This is a genomic window from Georgenia sp. EYE_87, assembly GCF_023148685.1.
GTDB lineage: Bacteria > Actinomycetota > Actinomycetes > Actinomycetales > Actinomycetaceae > Georgenia.
Map to the genome: position 1 here is coordinate 24,623 of NZ_JAHXNL010000011.1, position 16,807 is coordinate 41,429.

General features: G+C 73.7%; 17 protein-coding genes. 12 read left to right on the forward strand and 5 right to left on the reverse strand.

From position 1 onward, the window contains the following. Positions 1 to 40 precede the first annotated feature (40 nt). The 4 genes from narH to KZX45_RS15025 all read left to right on the forward strand — a co-directional run bounded on the left by narH (position 41) and on the right by KZX45_RS15025 (position 4,739). Positions 41 to 1,807 (forward strand): nitrate reductase subunit beta, encoded by a 1,767-nt coding sequence (gene narH / locus KZX45_RS15010; RefSeq protein WP_282453762.1) that lies wholly within the window; start codon positions 41 to 43, stop codon positions 1,805 to 1,807. Further along, entirely contained in the window at positions 1,804 to 2,508 is a 705-nt protein-coding gene (narJ, locus tag KZX45_RS15015) for a nitrate reductase molybdenum cofactor assembly chaperone (protein ID WP_248258561.1), read from the forward strand. The genes narH and narJ overlap by 4 nt, the downstream gene beginning before the upstream one ends. Beyond that, a complete protein-coding gene (narI, locus tag KZX45_RS15020) occupies positions 2,505 to 3,284 on the forward strand; it encodes a respiratory nitrate reductase subunit gamma (RefSeq protein ID WP_248258562.1) in 780 nt (259 codons plus the stop codon). Before narJ ends, narI begins: the two co-directional genes overlap by 4 nt. A 336-nt stretch (positions 3,285 to 3,620) precedes the next feature. Continuing rightward, positions 3,621 to 4,739, forward strand: coding sequence for a maleylacetate reductase (locus tag KZX45_RS15025; RefSeq protein WP_248258563.1), 1,119 nt, complete (start codon positions 3,621 to 3,623; stop codon positions 4,737 to 4,739). A 106-nt stretch (positions 4,740 to 4,845) separates the two neighbouring features. Here KZX45_RS15025 and KZX45_RS15030 read toward each other — a convergent pair whose 3' ends face one another. Both KZX45_RS15030 and KZX45_RS15035 read right to left on the reverse strand, forming a co-directional pair. Continuing rightward, complete coding sequence (locus KZX45_RS15030; RefSeq protein WP_248258564.1) at positions 4,846 to 5,526, reverse strand: hypothetical protein; 681 nt, start codon at positions 5,524 to 5,526, stop codon at positions 4,846 to 4,848. Between the two features lie 11 nt (positions 5,527 to 5,537). Continuing rightward, positions 5,538 to 5,903 carry a PadR family transcriptional regulator gene (locus KZX45_RS15035; RefSeq protein ID WP_248258565.1) on the reverse strand — a complete coding sequence of 122 codons (366 nt, stop codon included), beginning with the start codon at positions 5,901 to 5,903 and terminating at the stop codon, positions 5,538 to 5,540. A gap of 134 nt (positions 5,904 to 6,037) precedes the next feature. Here KZX45_RS15035 and KZX45_RS15040 point away from each other — a divergent pair, with 134 nt between their 5' ends. From KZX45_RS15040 to ctaD, 6 genes are all read left to right on the forward strand, one after another. Continuing rightward, positions 6,038 to 6,472: a helix-turn-helix transcriptional regulator gene (locus KZX45_RS15040; protein ID WP_248258566.1), complete on the forward strand. Its 435-nt coding sequence runs from the start codon at positions 6,038 to 6,040 to the stop codon at positions 6,470 to 6,472. After that, on the forward strand, positions 6,469 to 7,269 hold the full coding sequence (locus KZX45_RS15045) for an LLM class flavin-dependent oxidoreductase (RefSeq protein ID WP_248258567.1): 801 nt from the start codon (positions 6,469 to 6,471) through the stop codon (positions 7,267 to 7,269). The genes KZX45_RS15040 and KZX45_RS15045 overlap by 4 nt, the downstream gene beginning before the upstream one ends. A gap of 209 nt (positions 7,270 to 7,478) precedes the next feature. Continuing rightward, the gene (modA, locus tag KZX45_RS15050) at positions 7,479 to 8,132 is read left to right on the forward strand and encodes a molybdate ABC transporter substrate-binding protein (protein ID WP_248258568.1); all 654 of its coding nucleotides are present in this window, start codon (positions 7,479 to 7,481) and stop codon (positions 8,130 to 8,132) included. Further along, entirely contained in the window at positions 8,129 to 8,938 is an 810-nt protein-coding gene (locus KZX45_RS15055) for an ABC transporter permease (protein ID WP_248258569.1), read from the forward strand. Before modA ends, KZX45_RS15055 begins: the two co-directional genes overlap by 4 nt. Positions 8,939 to 9,024: 86 nt before the next feature. After that, complete coding sequence (locus KZX45_RS15060) at positions 9,025 to 10,038, forward strand: sulfate/molybdate ABC transporter ATP-binding protein (RefSeq protein ID WP_248258645.1); 1,014 nt, start codon at positions 9,025 to 9,027, stop codon at positions 10,036 to 10,038. A 126-nt stretch (positions 10,039 to 10,164) separates the two neighbouring features. Continuing rightward, positions 10,165 to 11,967 (forward strand): cytochrome c oxidase subunit I, encoded by a 1,803-nt coding sequence (gene ctaD, locus KZX45_RS15065; protein ID WP_248258570.1) that lies wholly within the window; start codon positions 10,165 to 10,167, stop codon positions 11,965 to 11,967. A 105-nt stretch (positions 11,968 to 12,072) separates the two neighbouring features. On the opposite strand, the gene KZX45_RS15070 is transcribed toward ctaD, so the two are convergent. Then, entirely contained in the window at positions 12,073 to 12,417 is a 345-nt protein-coding gene (locus tag KZX45_RS15070; protein ID WP_248258571.1) for a DUF488 domain-containing protein, read from the reverse strand. A gap of 372 nt (positions 12,418 to 12,789) precedes the next feature. On the opposite strand from KZX45_RS15070, the gene KZX45_RS15075 reads away from it, so the two are divergent. Next, positions 12,790 to 13,275 (forward strand): OsmC family protein, encoded by a 486-nt coding sequence (locus KZX45_RS15075; protein ID WP_248258572.1) that lies wholly within the window; start codon positions 12,790 to 12,792, stop codon positions 13,273 to 13,275. A 190-nt stretch (positions 13,276 to 13,465) separates the two neighbouring features. Further along, positions 13,466 to 13,699, forward strand: coding sequence for a hypothetical protein (locus KZX45_RS15080; RefSeq protein ID WP_248258573.1), 234 nt, complete (start codon positions 13,466 to 13,468; stop codon positions 13,697 to 13,699). Positions 13,700 to 13,702: 3 nt separating this feature from the next. Here KZX45_RS15080 and KZX45_RS15085 read toward each other — a convergent pair whose 3' ends face one another. After that, positions 13,703 to 15,580, reverse strand: a complete 1,878-nt coding sequence (locus KZX45_RS15085) for a DUF429 domain-containing protein (RefSeq protein WP_248258574.1) — start codon at positions 15,578 to 15,580, stop codon at positions 13,703 to 13,705. Between the two features lie 91 nt (positions 15,581 to 15,671). After that, a complete protein-coding gene (locus KZX45_RS15090; protein WP_248258575.1) occupies positions 15,672 to 16,793 on the reverse strand; it encodes a bifunctional 2-methylcitrate synthase/citrate synthase in 1,122 nt (373 codons plus the stop codon). Positions 16,794 to 16,807: the final 14 nt, after the last annotated feature.

Here is a 16,807-nt window from a genome sequence, read left to right on the forward strand (position 1 = left end):
ACTCCGCAGCGAGGTACGAGCGAAGGGGGAGCGTGACCCTATGAAGGTCATGGCGCAGATGTCGATGGTGATGAACCTCGACAAGTGCATCGGGTGCCACACGTGCTCGGTCACGTGCAAGCAGGCGTGGACCAACCGCACGGGCATGGAGTACGTGTGGTTCAACAACGTCGAGACCCGGCCCGGGCTCGGCTACCCGCGCACCTACGAGGACCAGGAGACGTGGGGCGGCGGGTGGGTGCGCACCAAGCGCGGCAAGCTCAAGCTGCGCGCCGGCGGGCGGCTGAAGAAGCTCGCCACGATCTTCTCCAACCCCAAGCTGCCGACGATCCACGACTACTACGAGCCGTGGACGTACGACTACGACATGCTGCTCTCCGCCCCGGCGGACACCCGGCACACTCCGGTGGCGCGGCCGAAGTCGCTGCTGACGGGCGAGGACACCAAGATCACCTGGTCGGCGAACTGGGACGACGACCTCGGCGGCTCGCAGGAGATCGCCGTCAAGGACCCGCTCCTGAAGCACATGAGCGAGCACGTGGCCATGGAGTTCGAGAAGACCTTCATGTTCTACCTGCCGCGCATCTGCGAGCACTGCCTCAACCCCTCCTGCGTGGCCTCCTGCCCCTCGGGCGCGATGTACAAGCGGGTCGAGGACGGCATCGTGCTCGTGGACCAGGACCAGTGCCGCGGGTGGCGCATGTGCGTGACCGGCTGCCCGTACAAGAAGGTCTACTTCAACCACAAGACCGGCAAGGCCGAGAAGTGCACGCTGTGCTACCCGCGCATCGAGGTGGGCCTGCCCACCGTGTGCTCGGAGACCTGCGTGGGGCGCCTGCGCTACCTCGGCCTGGTCCTCTACGACGCCGACCGCGTGGGCGAGGCCGCCGCCGTCGAGGACGAGCACGACCTGCTCGCGGCCCAGCGCTCGGTCTTCCTGGACCCGCACGACCCGGCCGTGATCGAGGCGGCCCGCCGCGACGGCATCGCCGAGGACTGGATCGCCGCCGCGCAGGCCAGCCCCATCTGGCGGCTCATCAGCGAGTACGAGGTTGCCCTGCCGCTGCACCCCGAGTACCGCACGCTCCCGATGGTCTGGTACATCCCGCCGCTGAGCCCGGTGGTCGACGTCGTCACCTCCTCGGGCAACGACGGCGAGGACGCCAAGACCCTCTACACGGCCATCTCGACGATGCGGATCCCGCTGGAGTACCTCGCCGAGCTCTTCTCCGCCGGCGACACCCGGCCCGTGGAGAAGACGCTGCGGCGCCTGGCGGCGATGCGCTCCTACATGCGCGACCTCAACCTCGGCCAGGAGCCGAAGGAGGAGATCGCGGCCGCCGTCGGCATGACCGGCGTGGAGGTCCAGGAGATGTACCGCCTCCTGGCCATCGCCAAGTACGAGGAGCGCTACGTCATCCCCTCCGCGCACGCGGAGACGGCGGCCGGGCTCGAGGAGATGGCCTGCTCGCTGGACTACGAGGGCGGGCCCGGCATGGGCGGCGCGGGGCCGTTCGGCTCCTCCTCCGGCCACCCGGCGCCCGCCAGCGTCGAGACGTTCCACGCGCTGAAGTCGCGCCAGACGGCGGACGACCCGCACGTGCCCACCGGCCCGTCGCGGGTGAACCTGCTCAACTGGGACGGCCGCGGCGCGGCCGGGCTGTTCCCGCCGGCGGAGGAGGAGAGGCCCCCGGGCGCCGTCGCCCTCGCCGACCCCGACGCCGCCCCCGGCACCTTCGCGGACGACCCCAACCCGGGCGGCTTCCCCGGGGTGGCGCGCGACGACGACGAGGAGGGCCGGCGATGAGCGGCTTCCTGCGGGTGCCCGGCCTCGAGCCGCTCGCACCCGTCCGGGTCACCGACCGCGAGCGCGCGCTGGCGTGCATGGCCGCGTCCGTGCTGCTCGACTACCCGGACCCGGGCCCGGACCGGGACGAGCGCCTGGCGGCGGTGCGCTCCGGCGTCGCCGGCCTGCCCGAGCCGGTGCGGTCCCGGCTCGCGGGGTTCGTCGACCACGCGCTCACGCAGGACCCCCAGGCGCTGGCCCGGGCCTACGTCGACACCTTCGACCTCAAGCGCAAGTGCTCGATGTACCTGTCCTACTTCGTCACCGGCGACACCCGCCGCCGCGGCACGGCGCTCGTCCGCTTCGTGGAGGCGTACCGGGCGGCGGGGTGGGAGGTCGGCCGGAACGAGCTGCCCGACTTCCTGCCCATCGTCCTGGAGTTCACCGCGGTCGGCGACGCCGAGCTCGGCACCGCGCTGCTCGCCGCCCACCGCGAGGGCGTGGAGGTGCTGCGCTCGGCGCTGACGTCGCTGCGCAGCCCCTGGGCGGCCGTGGTCGAGGCGGTGTGCCTCGTGCTGCCGCGGCCCAGCGCCGACGTCGAGGACCGCCTCCTGCAGCTGATCACGGCCGGTCCCCCGACCGAGATGGTGGGCCTGAACGCGCTCGGCCCGCTTGAGCCATTCGCCCCCGGCGGGGCCCGGAACGAGGAGGTGCGGGCATGAGTGCGACCGCCACGCTGCTGTGGGTCGTCTTCCCCTACGTGTCGATGGCGGTCTTCGTCGTCGGCCTGATCTGGCGGTACCGGTACGACAAGTTCGGCTGGACCACCCGCTCGTCCGAGCTCTACGAGAAGACCCTCCTGCGCCTGGGCTCGCCGCTTTTCCACTTCGGGATCATCTTCGTCGGGCTCGGGCACTTCATGGGTCTGCTGATCCCGAAGGACTGGACCGAGGCGGTCGGCTTCCGGGAGGCGGCGTACCACTTCATCGCGACCTACATGGGCTCGGTGGCGGGCCTGATGACGCTCGTCGGCCTGGCGCTGCTGATCTACCGCCGGCGCGTGACCGGCCCGGTGTTCCTGGCCACCACGCGGGTGGACAAGTTCATGTACGTCATGCTCGCCATCCCGATCCTGCTCGGGATGTGGGCGACCGTGCAGACGCAGATCCTCGGCGACGCCCACGGGTACGACTACCGCGAGACGATCTCGCCCTGGCTGCGCTCCCTGTTCTACTTCCAGCCCATGCCGGAGCTGATGACCGACGTGCCGGTGCCGTTCAAGCTGCACATCGCCGCGGCGTTCCTGCTCTTCATGATCTGGCCGTTCACCCGGCTGGTGCACGCGTTCTCGGCGCCGGTGCAGTACTCGACCAGGCCGTACATCGTCTACCGCTCCCGGGAGGAGTCGCACGCCACCGGTTCGCGCGACCCGCGTCGAGGCTGGGAGCCCAGCGTCGCACCGCGCGAGCGCCGTCGGCGCACCAGCACGAACACCTGAGTCGCAGTCCTCACCATCCACCCGAGCCCGGGCCCGGCACCACCTCCCGCCGAACCCGCCCCGCCGAACCCGCCCCCCCGAAACCGCCCCCCGAACCCGTCCGCCGAACCCGTCCGCCGAACCCGCCCCGCCGAACCCGTCCCGCCGAACCCGTCGGTAAGTGCTCCTGCGCAGATCAAGTCGTCCCAGGCCCACTGGATCTGCTCAGGAGCACTTCGCCTGCCGCGACTCGGCCGCCGGCCCGCCCCGCCACCACAGGGAACCGGTCATCATGGGAGGTGGCGGCACCGGCCGACGCCGAGCCGCCCGCTGCTGCGACGGACGAGGAGGTATCCGGTGGAGTTCACCTACGAGACGTCACCCGCACGCGTGGTCTTCGGCCGCGGCACCGTGCGCACCGCGCTCCCGGACGAGGTCGCCAGGCTCGGCGCGGACCGGGTCATGGTGGTCACCGGCGCGTCCCACCAGGCGCTCGCGCACGCCTCGGTGGAACCGTTCGCCGACGCGGTGGTCTCGTTCTTCACCGAGGTCGAGGAGCACGTCCCGGTGGCGATCGCCCAGCGGGCCGTGGCCCGCGCGCGGGAGGCCCGCGCGGACCTGCTGCTGAGCATCGGCGGCGGCTCGACCACCGGCACCGCCAAGATGGTCGCGCGCGAGCTCCGGGTGCCGATCCTCGCCGTGCCGACGACGTACTCAGGCTCGGAGGCGACACCGGTGTGGGGCACCACGCGGGAGGGGCGCAAGGAGACGGGCACCGATCCCGCGGTCCGGCCACGGACCGTGGTGCTCGACCCGGACCTGACCGACCGGCTCCCCCGGGACCTCGCGGTCGGGTCGGGGCTCAACGCGCTCGCCCATGTGGTGGAGGCCCACTGGGCGCCCCGGGCCAACCCGATCAGCTCGGCCATGGCCGACGAGGCGATGCGCTCCCTGGCCTCGGGCCTGCGCGGGATCGGCCCGGAGAGCCTCGCCCGGGCGCAGGCCCCCGAGAAGGCCCTGACGGACCCCGTATCGGTGTGGGCGGGCACCCCCACCGCGGCGGGCGAGCTGCTGCTCTACGGCGCCTACCTGGCCGGGGCGACCTTCGCGGCGACCGGCTCGGGCCTCCACCACAAGATCTGCCACGTCCTGGGCGGGGCGTTCCGCCTCCCGCACGCCGCCCTGCACGCCGTCGTCCTCCCGCAGGTCCTCGCCTTCAACGCCCCGGCCGTGCCGCGCGCGGCCGCCCGCATCGCGCGTGCGCTCGAGGCCGAGGAGGCCGTGTCCGGGCTGCGCGGGCTGGCCGCCTCTATCGGCGCGCCGCGGACCCTCGCCCAGATCGGGCTGCTCTACCGCCAGCTCGACGAGGCGATCGACCGCGTCAGCGCCGCGCTGCCGATCGACAACCCGCGCCCGGTCGGCAAGAACGAGATCCGCGCGATCCTGACCGCCGCCTACGGCGAGGACGCCGGCTGAGCCGGGCGGCTGGGCCGCCTGCTCGAGACTTCTCGGGATCGCGCGCCGGCGGGGTCGGGGCGTTGTCAGGGCAGCGACTGGAGCGTCCTGGTCAGGCCCGCGTCGGTCAGCTCAGCGCCTCGAGCGCCCAGGCCAGGCCCATCAGGACGACCGTGCCGACCGGGAGCAGCCACGTCGCCGCCGCGGCGCGGACCGGCCGCCGACCATCCCCCACCGGGCTGACGACGGGGTCTGCCGGCTCCCCGCCGAGGTGCTCCCACAGGGCCGTGCCGACCACCAGGCCGAGGCCGGCCACGGTGACCGCCGGTGCAGGGAGCTGCGCGAGAGCCACGGTCAGCACGACCGGTGCGGCCACCACGGTGGACAGCCCGAGCGCCATCGCTGCGACCGCGAGCCACGGGCGCTCCAGCACCGTGCGCAGGTACCGCAGGAGCAGCGGTGCGGCCAGCACGAGCGCCACGGCGGCCACCAGCCGGCCGAGCGTGATGGCGACCGGCTCACCGTCGAGCCAGGACGTGAAGCCCCACAGCGCCAGGAACATGCCCACCAGCCCGCCCGCGGTGCCGAGCAGCATCCCGGCGAACCGGACGTCCTGTGCGGGCAGCCCGAGACTGCGGGCGTACTCCGCCGGGTCTCCGAAGGCCGTGCCCGCGTCCTCGCCGGACTCCGCGCAGTGCGACCGCACCTGCTCCAGCGCGTCGCCGATGTGGTGCCCCGGGACGTCCAGGAGCCGCAGCTCGACGACGAAGTCGGTCTCCCACGCCGTGCCCGCCCGGTCCCTGCTCATCCGGTCGCTCCTCATCCTCGTGCCCCTTCCGGGTTGTTGGGACGCGACCCGCTCGACAGGTGGCGTCCGACGGCCTCGCTGAATGCCGACCAGCGGGTCACGAGCGCCGCGTGCTCCGCCCGGCCCGCCTCCGTCAGCCGGTAGTACTTCCGTGCCGGGCCGCCCTCGCCGGTCCGCCAGCTCGGCTCCACGAGCCCGGCCCTCTCGAACCGCGTGAGCAGCGGGTAGAGGGTGCCACCCTGGATGTTCCCGAGGTCGGCCTCCTCCAGCTGGGCGGCGATGGCGTACCCGTAGCTGGGCCCCCGGGTGAGCGTCTGGAGCACGCACACCTCCAGGAAGCCGCGCAGCCACTCGCCCGGCCAGTTCTCTCCGCTCACACGTAGATAGTGGCACTACTTAGTCAGTCTGTCTACCTAGTGCTGGCCGCGGACCGACGCGGCCCGGCACCGAGGGCCGCCGTTCGACGCACCAGAAGCTCTAACGCCGTAGGTGCGGGTCTAGGATCGGTCTCGTGCCGCACTATCGGATCAGCGAGGCCGCGGACCTGCTCGGCGTCAGCGACGACACGGTCCGCCGCTGGGTCGACGACGGGCACCTGAGGGCCGTCCCGGACGCTGCCGGCCGCAAGGTGGTCGACGGCGCCGCCCTCGCCCGTCACGCGCAGGAGGTCGCCGCGCGGACGGTGCCCCTGGGCCGCGACGACGGCGTGGGTCGGTCGGCCCGGAACCGCTTCACCGGGCTGGTCACCCGCGTGGTCGCCGACGGCGTCATGGCGCAGGTGGAGCTCCAGTGCGGCCCGTACCGGGTCGTCTCGCTCATGAGCAGCGAGGCCGCCACGGAGCTCGGGCTCGAGCCCGGCTCCCTGGCCACCGCCGTCGTCAAGGCCACGAACGTCATCGTGGAGACGCCCGCGGCCCCGAGGCGCTCGCGTGGGGGCAGAGCATGAGCCACGAGCCCGCGCGCCTCGGCTACGGAGTCACCGGGGACCTCGACCCGGACCTGGTGCGACGCCTGGCGCCGGCGGTCGAGCGCGCCGGGCTGCGCACCCTGTGGGTCAACCAGCCCGCCCGCGGCGACGCGCTCGCCACCATGGCCGCGGCCGCCGAGGCCACCGGCACCCTGCGGATCGCCTCGGGCGTGCTCCCGGTGGACCACGTCCCGCCGGCGGAGATCGTGCGGCGGGTGCGCGAGCTTGAGCTGCCGGTGGACCGGGTCGTCCTGGGCGTCGGCGCGAGCACGGGGCCCAGCCCGCTCGCCACCGTGCGCGAGGCCGTCCGGACGCTCACCGACGAGCTCGGCGTGCCGGTGGTGGTCGGCGCGCTCGGCCCGCGGATGCGGCGGCTCGCCGCGCGGGAGAGCGCGGGCATGGTGCTCAACTGGCTCACGCCGTCGGCCGCCCGGGGTGCGGTCGCGGACAAGCACCGCGACGTCGCCGACCTCGGCAGGGACGCCACGGTCGCGCTCTACGTCCGCGGCGCCCTCGGCGAGCGGGCGCACGCCGTCGCGCGCCGCGAGGCCGACCGGTACGCGGGCATCGCCTCCTACGCGGCGAACTTCGCCCGCCTGGGGTTCGCCGCGCCCGAGGCAGCCGTCCTCGCCGAGACGGCCGAGGAGCTGCGCGCCCGGCTCACGCCGTACACGGAGGTCCTCGACGAGACGGTGGTCCGTGGAGTGACCGCCACGGGTGCCCTTGACGAGCACCGCGCGCTGGTCGACGCCGTGGCCGACGGGGCGTCGTCGTGACGGGCGGGCCGGCGGCCCGGACCAGGTGTGGAACCAAGCGTGGGACCAGGCGTGGGCACCGGAGTGGCGGCGGGGTCGCCCAGGCTGGCGTCGTCGTCGCCGCGGCGACGGCGGCCCTCGCCGCCTGCACCGCCGGCCCGGTGACGACACCCGGGCCCGGCACGGCGGGCGGCAGCGGTTCGGACGGGAGCGCGAGGACGGAGCTCACCGTGTTCGCGGCCGCCTCCCTGGTGGACGTCGCCGAGCGGGTGTCCGACGCGGTCGAGGCCGAGCACCCGGGCCTCACCGTGAACCTCTCGCTGGCCGGCTCCTCCGACCTCGTCTCCCAGGTCGCCTCCGGCGCCCCGGCCGACGTCCTGGTGACGGCGGACGAGGCCACCATGGCCCGCGCGGTGGAGGCCGGCGCCGTGGAGGAGCCGGTGGTCGTGGCGGTCAACCACCCCGTCCTCGTCGTAACTTCGGGCAACCCGGCACGGGTCACCGGGCTGGACGGCACGCTGGAGGACGCCGTTCTGGTCGTATGCGCGCCGCAGGTGCCCTGCGGCACCGCGGCCACCGAGCTGGCGGAACGCGCCGGCGCCGCCCTGGCCCCCGCGAGCGAGGAGCTCAGCGTCACCGACGTGCTCGGCAAGGTCGCCTCCGGGCAGGCCGACGCCGGCATCGTCTACGCCACCGACGCCCGCCGCGCCGGGGACGCCGTCGAGCTGGTCCCCGTCCCCGGGACCGAGGAGGTCACCAACCGGTACCCGGCCGCCGTCGTCGCCGGGACCGACGCGCCCGAGGCGGCGCGCGAGTGGCTGGCGGTGCTGACCGGCGAGACCGGCCGGGAGATCCTCGTCGACGCCGGGTTCGGGCGGCCGTGACGACGGCGACCTCCCGGACCGGGCAGCTGCCCCGCACCGTCCTCGTGGTCGCGGCGGCGGCGGTGCTCGTGGTGGTCGTGCCGGTGCTCGGGCTGCTCCTGCGGGTCCCGTGGTCCCGCTTCCCGGAGCTCGTGACCTCCGAGGCGTCGCTCGCGGCGCTCGGGCTCAGCCTGCGCACCTCCGCGGCGGCGACGGTGCTGTGCGTGCTCCTCGGCGTGCCGCTCGCCCTGGTGCTCGCCCGCTCGTCGCTGCCCGGGCTGCGGGCGGCGCGGACCGTGGTGCTGCTCCCCCTGGTGCTGCCGCCGGTGGTCTCGGGCCTGGCGCTGCTGACGACGCTCGGCCGCACGGGACTCCTCGGCGCCCGGCTCGAGGCGGCCGGGATCTCGGTCGCGTTCTCCACCACCGCGGTCGTGCTGGCGCAGACCTTCGTCTCCCTGCCCTTCCTCGTGCTCTCGCTCGAGGGAGCCGCCCGGACGGCGGGCACCCGGTACGAGGCCGTGGCCGCGACGCTGGGTGCCCGGCCGGGCACCGTGCTGCGGCGCGTGACGCTGCCCCTGCTCCTGCCGGCGCTCGGCACCGGCACCGCGCTGGCCTTCGCACGCTCGCTGGGCGAGTTCGGCGCCACCCTGACCTTCGCCGGCTCGCTGCAGGGCGTGACCCGCACCCTGCCGCTGGAGATCTACCTCCAGCGGGAGACCGACCCCGACGCCGCGGTCGCGCTGGCCGTGGTGCTCCTCGCCGTCGCCGCCGTGATGGTCCTGCTCACCCAGGGCGGCGCGAGGCGGCGCGGCGGCGGCCCGCGTTGAGCGGCCACCCGGCGACGGCCGCTCCCCCGCCCGCCCTGGCCGTGCGCGCCTCCGTTCCCGAGCGGGGCGTCGAGCTCGACGTGGCGATGCCGCCCGGCGAGGTGGTCGCGGTGCTGGGCCCCAACGGTGCGGGCAAGTCCACCCTGCTCGGGCTGGCGGCGGGCACTCTCCGGCCCGGCTCGGGCACCGTCCACGTCGGCGGCCGGGCGGTGGCCGACGGCGCCCGCTGGGTGCCCCCGCACGCCCGCCGCGTGGCGCTGCTGGCCCAGGAGCCCCTGCTCTTCCCGCACCTGGACGCGCTGGGGAACGTGGCCTTCGGCCCACGCGCCGCGGGGACGCCGCGCCGGGAGGCGGCCCGGCGGGCCCGGGAGCTGCTGGACCAGGTCGGGGCCGGCCACCTGGCCGACCGCCGGCCCGCGGAGCTCTCGGGCGGGCAGGCGCAGCGGGTGGCCCTCGCCCGGGCGCTGGCGCCGGACCCCGACGTCGTGCTGCTGGACGAGCCGCTCTCGGCGCTGGACGTCGGGGCGGCCGCCGAGCTGCGCCAGGTGCTGCGCCACGTGCTGCGCGAGGCCGGTCGCGCCGCCGCCCTGGTGACCCACGACCTCCTGGACGTCCTCGCGGTGGCCGACTCCGTCGTCGTCCTCGAGGCGGGCCGCGTCGTCGAGCGTGGCCGGGCGCTGGAGGTGCTGAGCCGGCCGCGCTCGGCGTTCGCGGCCCGGCTCGCCGGGGTCAACCTCGTCGGCGGGACGCTCGCCGGGGCCGGCGGGGAGGCGGTGGTGCGGGCCGGCGGCGGGCTCGAGCTGCACGGGCTTCCGGACCCCGCCTGCGAGGCCGGCTCCGCCGTCGCCGCCGCGTTCTCCCCGCGCGCGGTCTCGGTCCACCGCGCCCCGCCCGGCGGGAGCCCGCGCAACACCGTGCCGGTCACGCTCGACGCGCTCGAGCTGCAGGGCGAGCTAGTCCGGGTGCGCGGGGCCGCGCCCGGGGGGCACCGGCTGTCGGCGGACATCACCCCCGGCTCGGTCGCGGCGCTCGACCTCGCTCCCGGTTCCCGCGTCCTGTTCACCGTCAAGGCGGCGGAGGTCGCGATCTACCCGGCCTGAGCGCCGGTGGCGCCGGAGGCTCGGACCGTCCGGACCGGGCGAGTCCGGAGCTGTGAACCGTTGCACACGCCGTCGATCAGGGGCACCCTGGGCGGAACGGGTTTCCGGCTCCTTCTGGAGGGCACCATGGCCCTGACGACGCCGTCACGCACCACGCGCCCCGCCCCCCTGCCCGGGCTGCGCCCGGACCGGCAGAACTGGGGCAAGACCCTCGTCACGTGGATCACCTCCACCGACCACAAGGTCATCGGGTACATGTACCTGACGTCGTCGTTCGTGTTCTTCCTGGTCGGCGGCGTGCTCGCGATGCTCGTCCGCACCGAGCTGTTCACGCCCGCGCTGGACGTCGTGCAGTCCAACGAGCAGTACAACCAGCTCTTCACCATGCACGGCACGATCATGATGTTCCTGTTCGCCACCTCGCTGTTCACGGGGTTCGCGAACGTCATGGTGCCGATCCAGATCGGGGCGCCGGACGTGGCGTTCCCGCGGCTGAACATGGTGTCGTACTGGCTCTACCTGTTCGGCGGGCTGATGGTGGTCTCCGGCTTCCTCACGCCCAAGGGGGCGGCGAGCTTCGGCTGGACGGCCTACACGCCGCTGTCGAACGCCATGTTCTCGCCGGGTCTCGGCGGGGACCTGTGGGTCCTCGGCCTCGCAATGACCGGTTTCGCGACCATCTTCGGCGCCGTCAACTTCATCGCCACGATCATCACGCTGCGCGCCCCCGGCATGACGATGTTCCGGATGCCGATCTTCACCTGGAACACCCTCATCACCTCGATCCTGGTGCTGATGGCGTTCCCGGTGCTCGCGTCCGCGCTGTTCGGCCTGGCGATCGACCGGATCCTCGGCGGGCAGATCTACAACCCCGACTTCGGCGGAGCGCTGCTGTGGCAGCACCTGTTCTGGTTCTTCGGCCACCCCGAGGTGTACGTCATCGCCCTGCCGTTCTTCGGCATCATCTCCGAGATCATCCCCGTCTTCTCCCGCAAGCCGATCTTCGGGTACAAGGGTCTGGTCTTCGCCACCATCGCCATCGCCGCGCTGTCGATGACCGTCTGGGCGCACCACATGTTCACCACCGGTGGCGTGATGCTGCCGTTCTTCTCGCTGATGACGATGCTGATCGCGGTGCCCACCGGCGTGAAGTTCTTCAACTGGATCGGCACGATGTGGCGCGGGCAGATCACGTTCGACGCCGGGATGCTCTTCACCCTCGGCTTCCTCGTGACCTTCCTCTTCGGCGGTCTGACGGGCGTCGTCCTGTCGAGCCCGGCGATGGACTTCCAGGTCCACGACACCTACTTCGTCGTCGCCCACTTCCACTACGTCGTCTTCGGCACCGTGGTCTTCGCCATGTACGCGGGCTTCCACTTCTGGTGGCCGAAGTGGACCGGGCGGATGCTGGACGAGCCGCTGGGCAAGATCAGCTTCTGGATGCTGTTCATCGGGTTCCACACCACGTTCCTCGTCCAGCACTGGCTCGGGGTCCAGGGGATGCCGCGCCGGTACGCGGAGTACATGCCGGAGGACGGCTTCCAGCTATACAACCAGCTCTCCACCGTGGGCGCCTTCCTCATCGCGCTGTCCACGCTGCCGTTCCTCTGGAACGTCTACATCACCCAGCGCGGCCCGCGCACGGTGTTCGTCGACGACCCGTGGGGCTTCGGCAACTCCCTCGAGTGGGCCACCGCCTGCCCCGTCCCGCGGCACAACTTCACCGTGCTGCCGCGGATCCGGTCCGAGCGTCCGGCGTTCGACCTGCACCACCCCGAGGTCGCGATGATGGACCACTCCGAGCCCAACCGTGACGTCCTCGACTCGCTGTACGCGGGGCCGGAGGTGCGCGGCCGCGAGGACCTCCTGGACCGGCTCGGCGGCCCCGGGACGCCGCACCCGCCGGAGCGGGGGGAAGAGATTCCCTGAGCCGGTGCGCCGTGGCCCTGCCGCCGAGGCACCAGCTGACACGCACCCCTGCTGCCTGCACCACTGACGCGGGGCTCCACTGACACCTGCCGGGGCGCCCGGGCGTCAGCGCAGGTGGTCCGCCAGCACGACCGCCTGGTTGTGCTCGGTGTCCCGCGCCCCGTAGAGCAGGGTCACCCGCGGGTGCTCGCCCACCACCGCGCGCAGCTCCTCGACAGCCGGGTTGGCAGCCAGCTCGGCGCGGTAGCGGCGGGCGAACTCCTCGAAGCGCTCCGGGTCGTGCCCGAACCAGCGGCGCAGCTCGGTGGAGGGACCCACCTCCTTGAGCCAGAGGTCGACACGCGCGTCCGCCTTGCGGATCCCCCGCGGCCACACGCGGTCCACGAGGACCCGGAAGCCGTCGTCGTCGCCGGGCGGGTCGTAGACCCGCGCGAGTCGCACGGTACCCATGGGGCGAGTGTGCCGCGGACGGTCGCGCGCGTCACCCGTGCGGGCGGGAGGCCGACTCGCTGCCGCATACCGCCACCGCCGCCGCGCCGCAAGCAGCTCGCCCGATCGTTCTGACCGGTGGGACCCGCGGCGGGCACCGTCTCGCCGTACCGTCCGCCCCTTCCGGTGCCCCGGCCGACGCCGATAGCGTCCCGCGCACCACGTTCGGGACGACCAGGAGAGGAGCGGACCGATGAGCGAGCGAACCGTCCGCCCGGTCGCAGAGCGCCGAATGCTCGGCCGCGCGCCGCGTCGCTGAGGCGACCCCGGCGCGCGGGACCCCGGCCCCGGCGCGGACCTCGCGCCCCCCCACCTCCTGGAACGGAACCGACCATGACCACCACGACCACCATCACCACCGACCCGACGCCGCGCCTCGCCGACTTCACGGCGACCGGCTCCTGGCGCGGCAGCTACTCCACCGACGTCGCCGCACGCCACTTCGGCTTCACCGTCGCCGAGCCCGAGTCCCTGGGCGGCACCGACGAGTCCGCCAACCCGATCGAGTACCTCCTCGGCTCCCTGAACGGGTGCGTGAGCGTCGTCGTCGAGACGGTGGCGAAGGAGCTCGGCATCACCGTCGGCGCCCTGTCCACCCACGCCACCGGTTCGATCGACCTGCGCGGGTTCCTCGGGACCGCCGACGTCTCGCCGCACTTCCAGCAGCTCACCCTCACGCTCACCCTCACCTCCGACGCCCCGGCGGAGGCGCTGGACGAGCTGCGCGCCCAGGTGTTGCGCCGGTGCCCGGTGCTGAACCTGATCAAGGACGCCGGCGTCGACCTGCGCGAGGAGTGGGAGTTCCTGCCCGCCTCCTGACCCGCCCGCCGTCGTCCCTCCGCGACCAGGGATGGACGTGGAGGGACGACGGCGGCCGGCGCGGGGCCGGCCCGGGGGCGGCGGAGAGGACACCGGGAGGCCGGCGGGAGGGCCGACGAGGAGGCCCGCGCCCCGCCGGGCCGCTTCACCCGGTGTTCACATCTCGGTCACCGGGGCGCATGATGGGTACATGGCCTCTTCCTCCCGTGCCGGATCGCGTCCTCACCTACCCAACAGCCCCTTCAACGCCTCACGCATCGTGCCCGACGCCGAGCCGATCCCGGTCGGTGCGCAGCTGTGCCACGACCGGCACGGTCTGGGCCGCGTGATCGCGCTCGACGGCGCGACGTCGGTGATCGTCGACTTCGGCAACGGGGACCGGCGCCGCGTCGCCATCGACAGCCCCCGCATCGAGCGCCTCTGACGCTCAGCCGCGCAGCTTCTCCAGCCTCGCCCGGAGCGCCTCGGCGCGCCGGGCGTTGCCGTGCAGCGCCACGTACCGGTCACCGAACACCTCCAGCAGCGCGTCGTCGAGGCGACGGACCGCGCCGGGCGGGTACCGGTAGCCCATCCGTCGGCTGATCGCCGCGCTGTCCACGTCGCCCAGCACCTCACCGAGCTCCTGCAGGGACGCGATGCCCAGCTCGAGCAGCAGACCCGACACCCAGGCGTAGTGGTCGGTCCTCGACCAGCCCGCCCCGGGGAACCGGCCGGCGAGGAAGGCGGCGAGATCCTGCGCGCTGATGCGCGGGTCGCCGGCGTCCCCGCGGAGCTGGTGGCCGGTCATGCTCTCCTGAAGGCGGTCCCGGATCGCGGAGAACTCCCGGTCCGCGAGGTCCAGCAGGCCGGCGGCGAGCGTGAAGCGCCGGTCGAGGTCGGGTGCGTACTCCTCGGGCACGGTGCCCTTGTAGCGGATGTCGTGCTCGAACTCGGCCCAGGCGTGCTGCAGCACCGTGCGCACCTGGACCGACGCCGGGCGCCCCGCGAGGCTGGCGTACTCGGGGTCGTGCGAGCGGGCGTCGTCGAGCTGGACGAGGACGTGCTGGCTGGAGTAGCCGAACCGTCCCTCCTGGGCCGTCTCCAGCCCCATGTCACGGTGGAGCAGGACGGTGAGCTGGTCCGCGAGCAGGTCCACGACGGCCTGGACGTCACTGACCAGGTAGGTGATCACCCGCACGCCGACCTGGTCGGTGACCTGGCGCAGCGGGTCGGTGTAGACGGGCCGGCCGTCGGCCGTGCGAGCGGCCTTCCCGGCGAAGGACGCGACGGACTTCGCGCGCCCCGTGACCGTGAGGTAGTTGATGCCCGCCTCGTCCAGCAGCGAGGTGATGAGCGCGACGTACTTCTCGGTGGCCCGCTCGAGGCTCGGGTACTGCGCGGCGTAGGCCTGCACGGCGTCGCGGACGGGGTCGGCGACGGCGGGGTCGGCGACGGCGGGATCCGCCAGGCGTTCAGCGGCCGCGGGTCCGACGGCGGGTGCGGGGGCCGCGGGTCCGGCGGCGGGTTCCGCGGCCGCCGGTACTCCCGGGGGTGCAGCCGCGACGGGCTTCGAGGCCCGCGGTGCGGGCGCGTGCCCCTCGGGGAGGGTCGGCGTGACGATGTAGCCCGTGGCGAGGTCGCCGTAGGTGGTGGTGCGCTCCGGGTGGGCGACGACGAACCGGGCGATGTACGCGCACACGACGGCGTCGATCTGGTCCTCGGCGCGGCGCAGCTCGCTCTTGCGGGCGGCGCCCCGCACCTGCGCCACCAGCTGGCGCCAGCCCTCGTGACCGCTCACCACCATCGGGGTCTCGGCGTCCGCGAGACCCTCGAGGTGCGCGATCAGCTCGAGCATCGCCGCGCGGAGCTGGGGCACGGTCCGGCCCGGGCGCTGCTTGTACTTGAGCACCCGGCCCAGGCGGAAGAGGGCGATGGTCGCCGGGTGGGGGTAGACCTCGATGGCCCGGCGGGGGCGGCGGGAGGCGGGGTTGATGTCGAGGCCCAGCGCCTTGGCCAGCCGCGCCCCCCGGGGCGTCTCCGCGAACTCGGGCTTGCCGGTGTTGGCAGGGTGCGCCCCGGCGTCGAAGCGCGCGAAGTCCCGGTTGAGCGCCGCCTCGCAGGGCCGGTTGCCGGTGGGGTTGACGACCACCAGCGGGGCGTCGACGGCCACGAGGACGGGCGTCTCCCGGAGGTCCGCGAGGGCGGCGACGATCGACTCGTCGGTGTCGTGCGCCGAGAGGTGGACCAGGCGTCCGCCGTCGTCCAGGACGGCGAGGCCGGTGGGGCGGACCTCGCCCCAGGCGAGGTCGATGCCGATGTAGTGCATGGGGTCACTCTGCCCTGCCGCGCGGGGTGCGGCTGACGGGCGGCCCGCCGGCCGTCCGCGTGCGCGGGACGGGCCGGGGGCCGCCGCCGGGTCAGAGGTGGCGCTCGTCCGGCCCGTGGTAGGCGCTGAGCGGGCGGATCAGGGCGTTGGACGCCAGCTGCTCCATGATGTGCGCGGTCCAGCCGGTGATGCGGGCGGCGACGAAGAGCGGGGTGAAGGTCGCCGTGTCGAAGCCCATGAGGTGGTAGGCGGGGCCGGAGGGGTAGTCGAGGTTCGGCTGGATGTTCTTCCGCTCGACCATCGCCTTCTCGAGGGTGTCGTACAGCGCGGCGAGGTCGGGGCGGTCGTAGTGCGCGACGAGGGTGTCCAGCGCGGCCTTCATGGTGGGGACGCGCGAGTCGCCGTGCTTGTACACGCGGTGCCCGAAGCCCATGATCTTGCGCTTCTCGGCGAGCGCACGATCCAGCCAGGCCTCGGCGTTCTCGGCGGTGCCGATCTCCTCGAGCACGTGCATGACGGCCTCGTTCGCCCCGCCGTGGAGCGGGCCCTTGAGCGCGCCGATCGCCCCGACGACGGCGGAGTACAGGTCCGACAGCGTCGAGGTGATCACCCGGGCGGTGAAGGTGGAGGCGTTGAAGGAGTGCTCCGCGTAGAGGATCAGGGAGACCCGGAAGGCGTCGACGACGACGTCCGCGGGCACCTCCCCGAACGTCATGTGCAGGAAGTTCTCGGTGTACCCCAGGTCCTCGCGGGGCTCGACGAGCTCCTGCCCGCGGCGGCGCCGCTGGTCGTAGGCGACGACGGCGGGGATCTGGGCGAGCAGCCGGACGGACTTGGCGAAGTTGGCCTCCGGGGAGGCATCCTCGGCCGTCGGGTCGGTGGCCCCGACGACCGACACGGCCGTGCGGAGCACGTCCATCGGGTGCGCGGTGGTGGGCACGAGGTCGATCGCGGCGCGCACCTCGGGGGCCAGGGCCCGCTGGGTGCGGCCGGCCTCCTCCAGCCCAGCGAGCTGCTCGGGGGTGGGTAGCTCCCCGTGCCAGAGCAGGTACGCGACCTCCTCGAAGGTGCACCGCGCGGCGAGCTCCTGGACGGGGTAGCCGCGGTAGAGCAGGGAGTTGGTGTCGGGGTTGACCTTGGAGACGGCGGTCGTGTCGGCGACGACGCCGACCAGCCCCTTGCGGATCTCGGGCTCGGTCTGGGTCTGGCTCATGTCTCGCTCCTTCG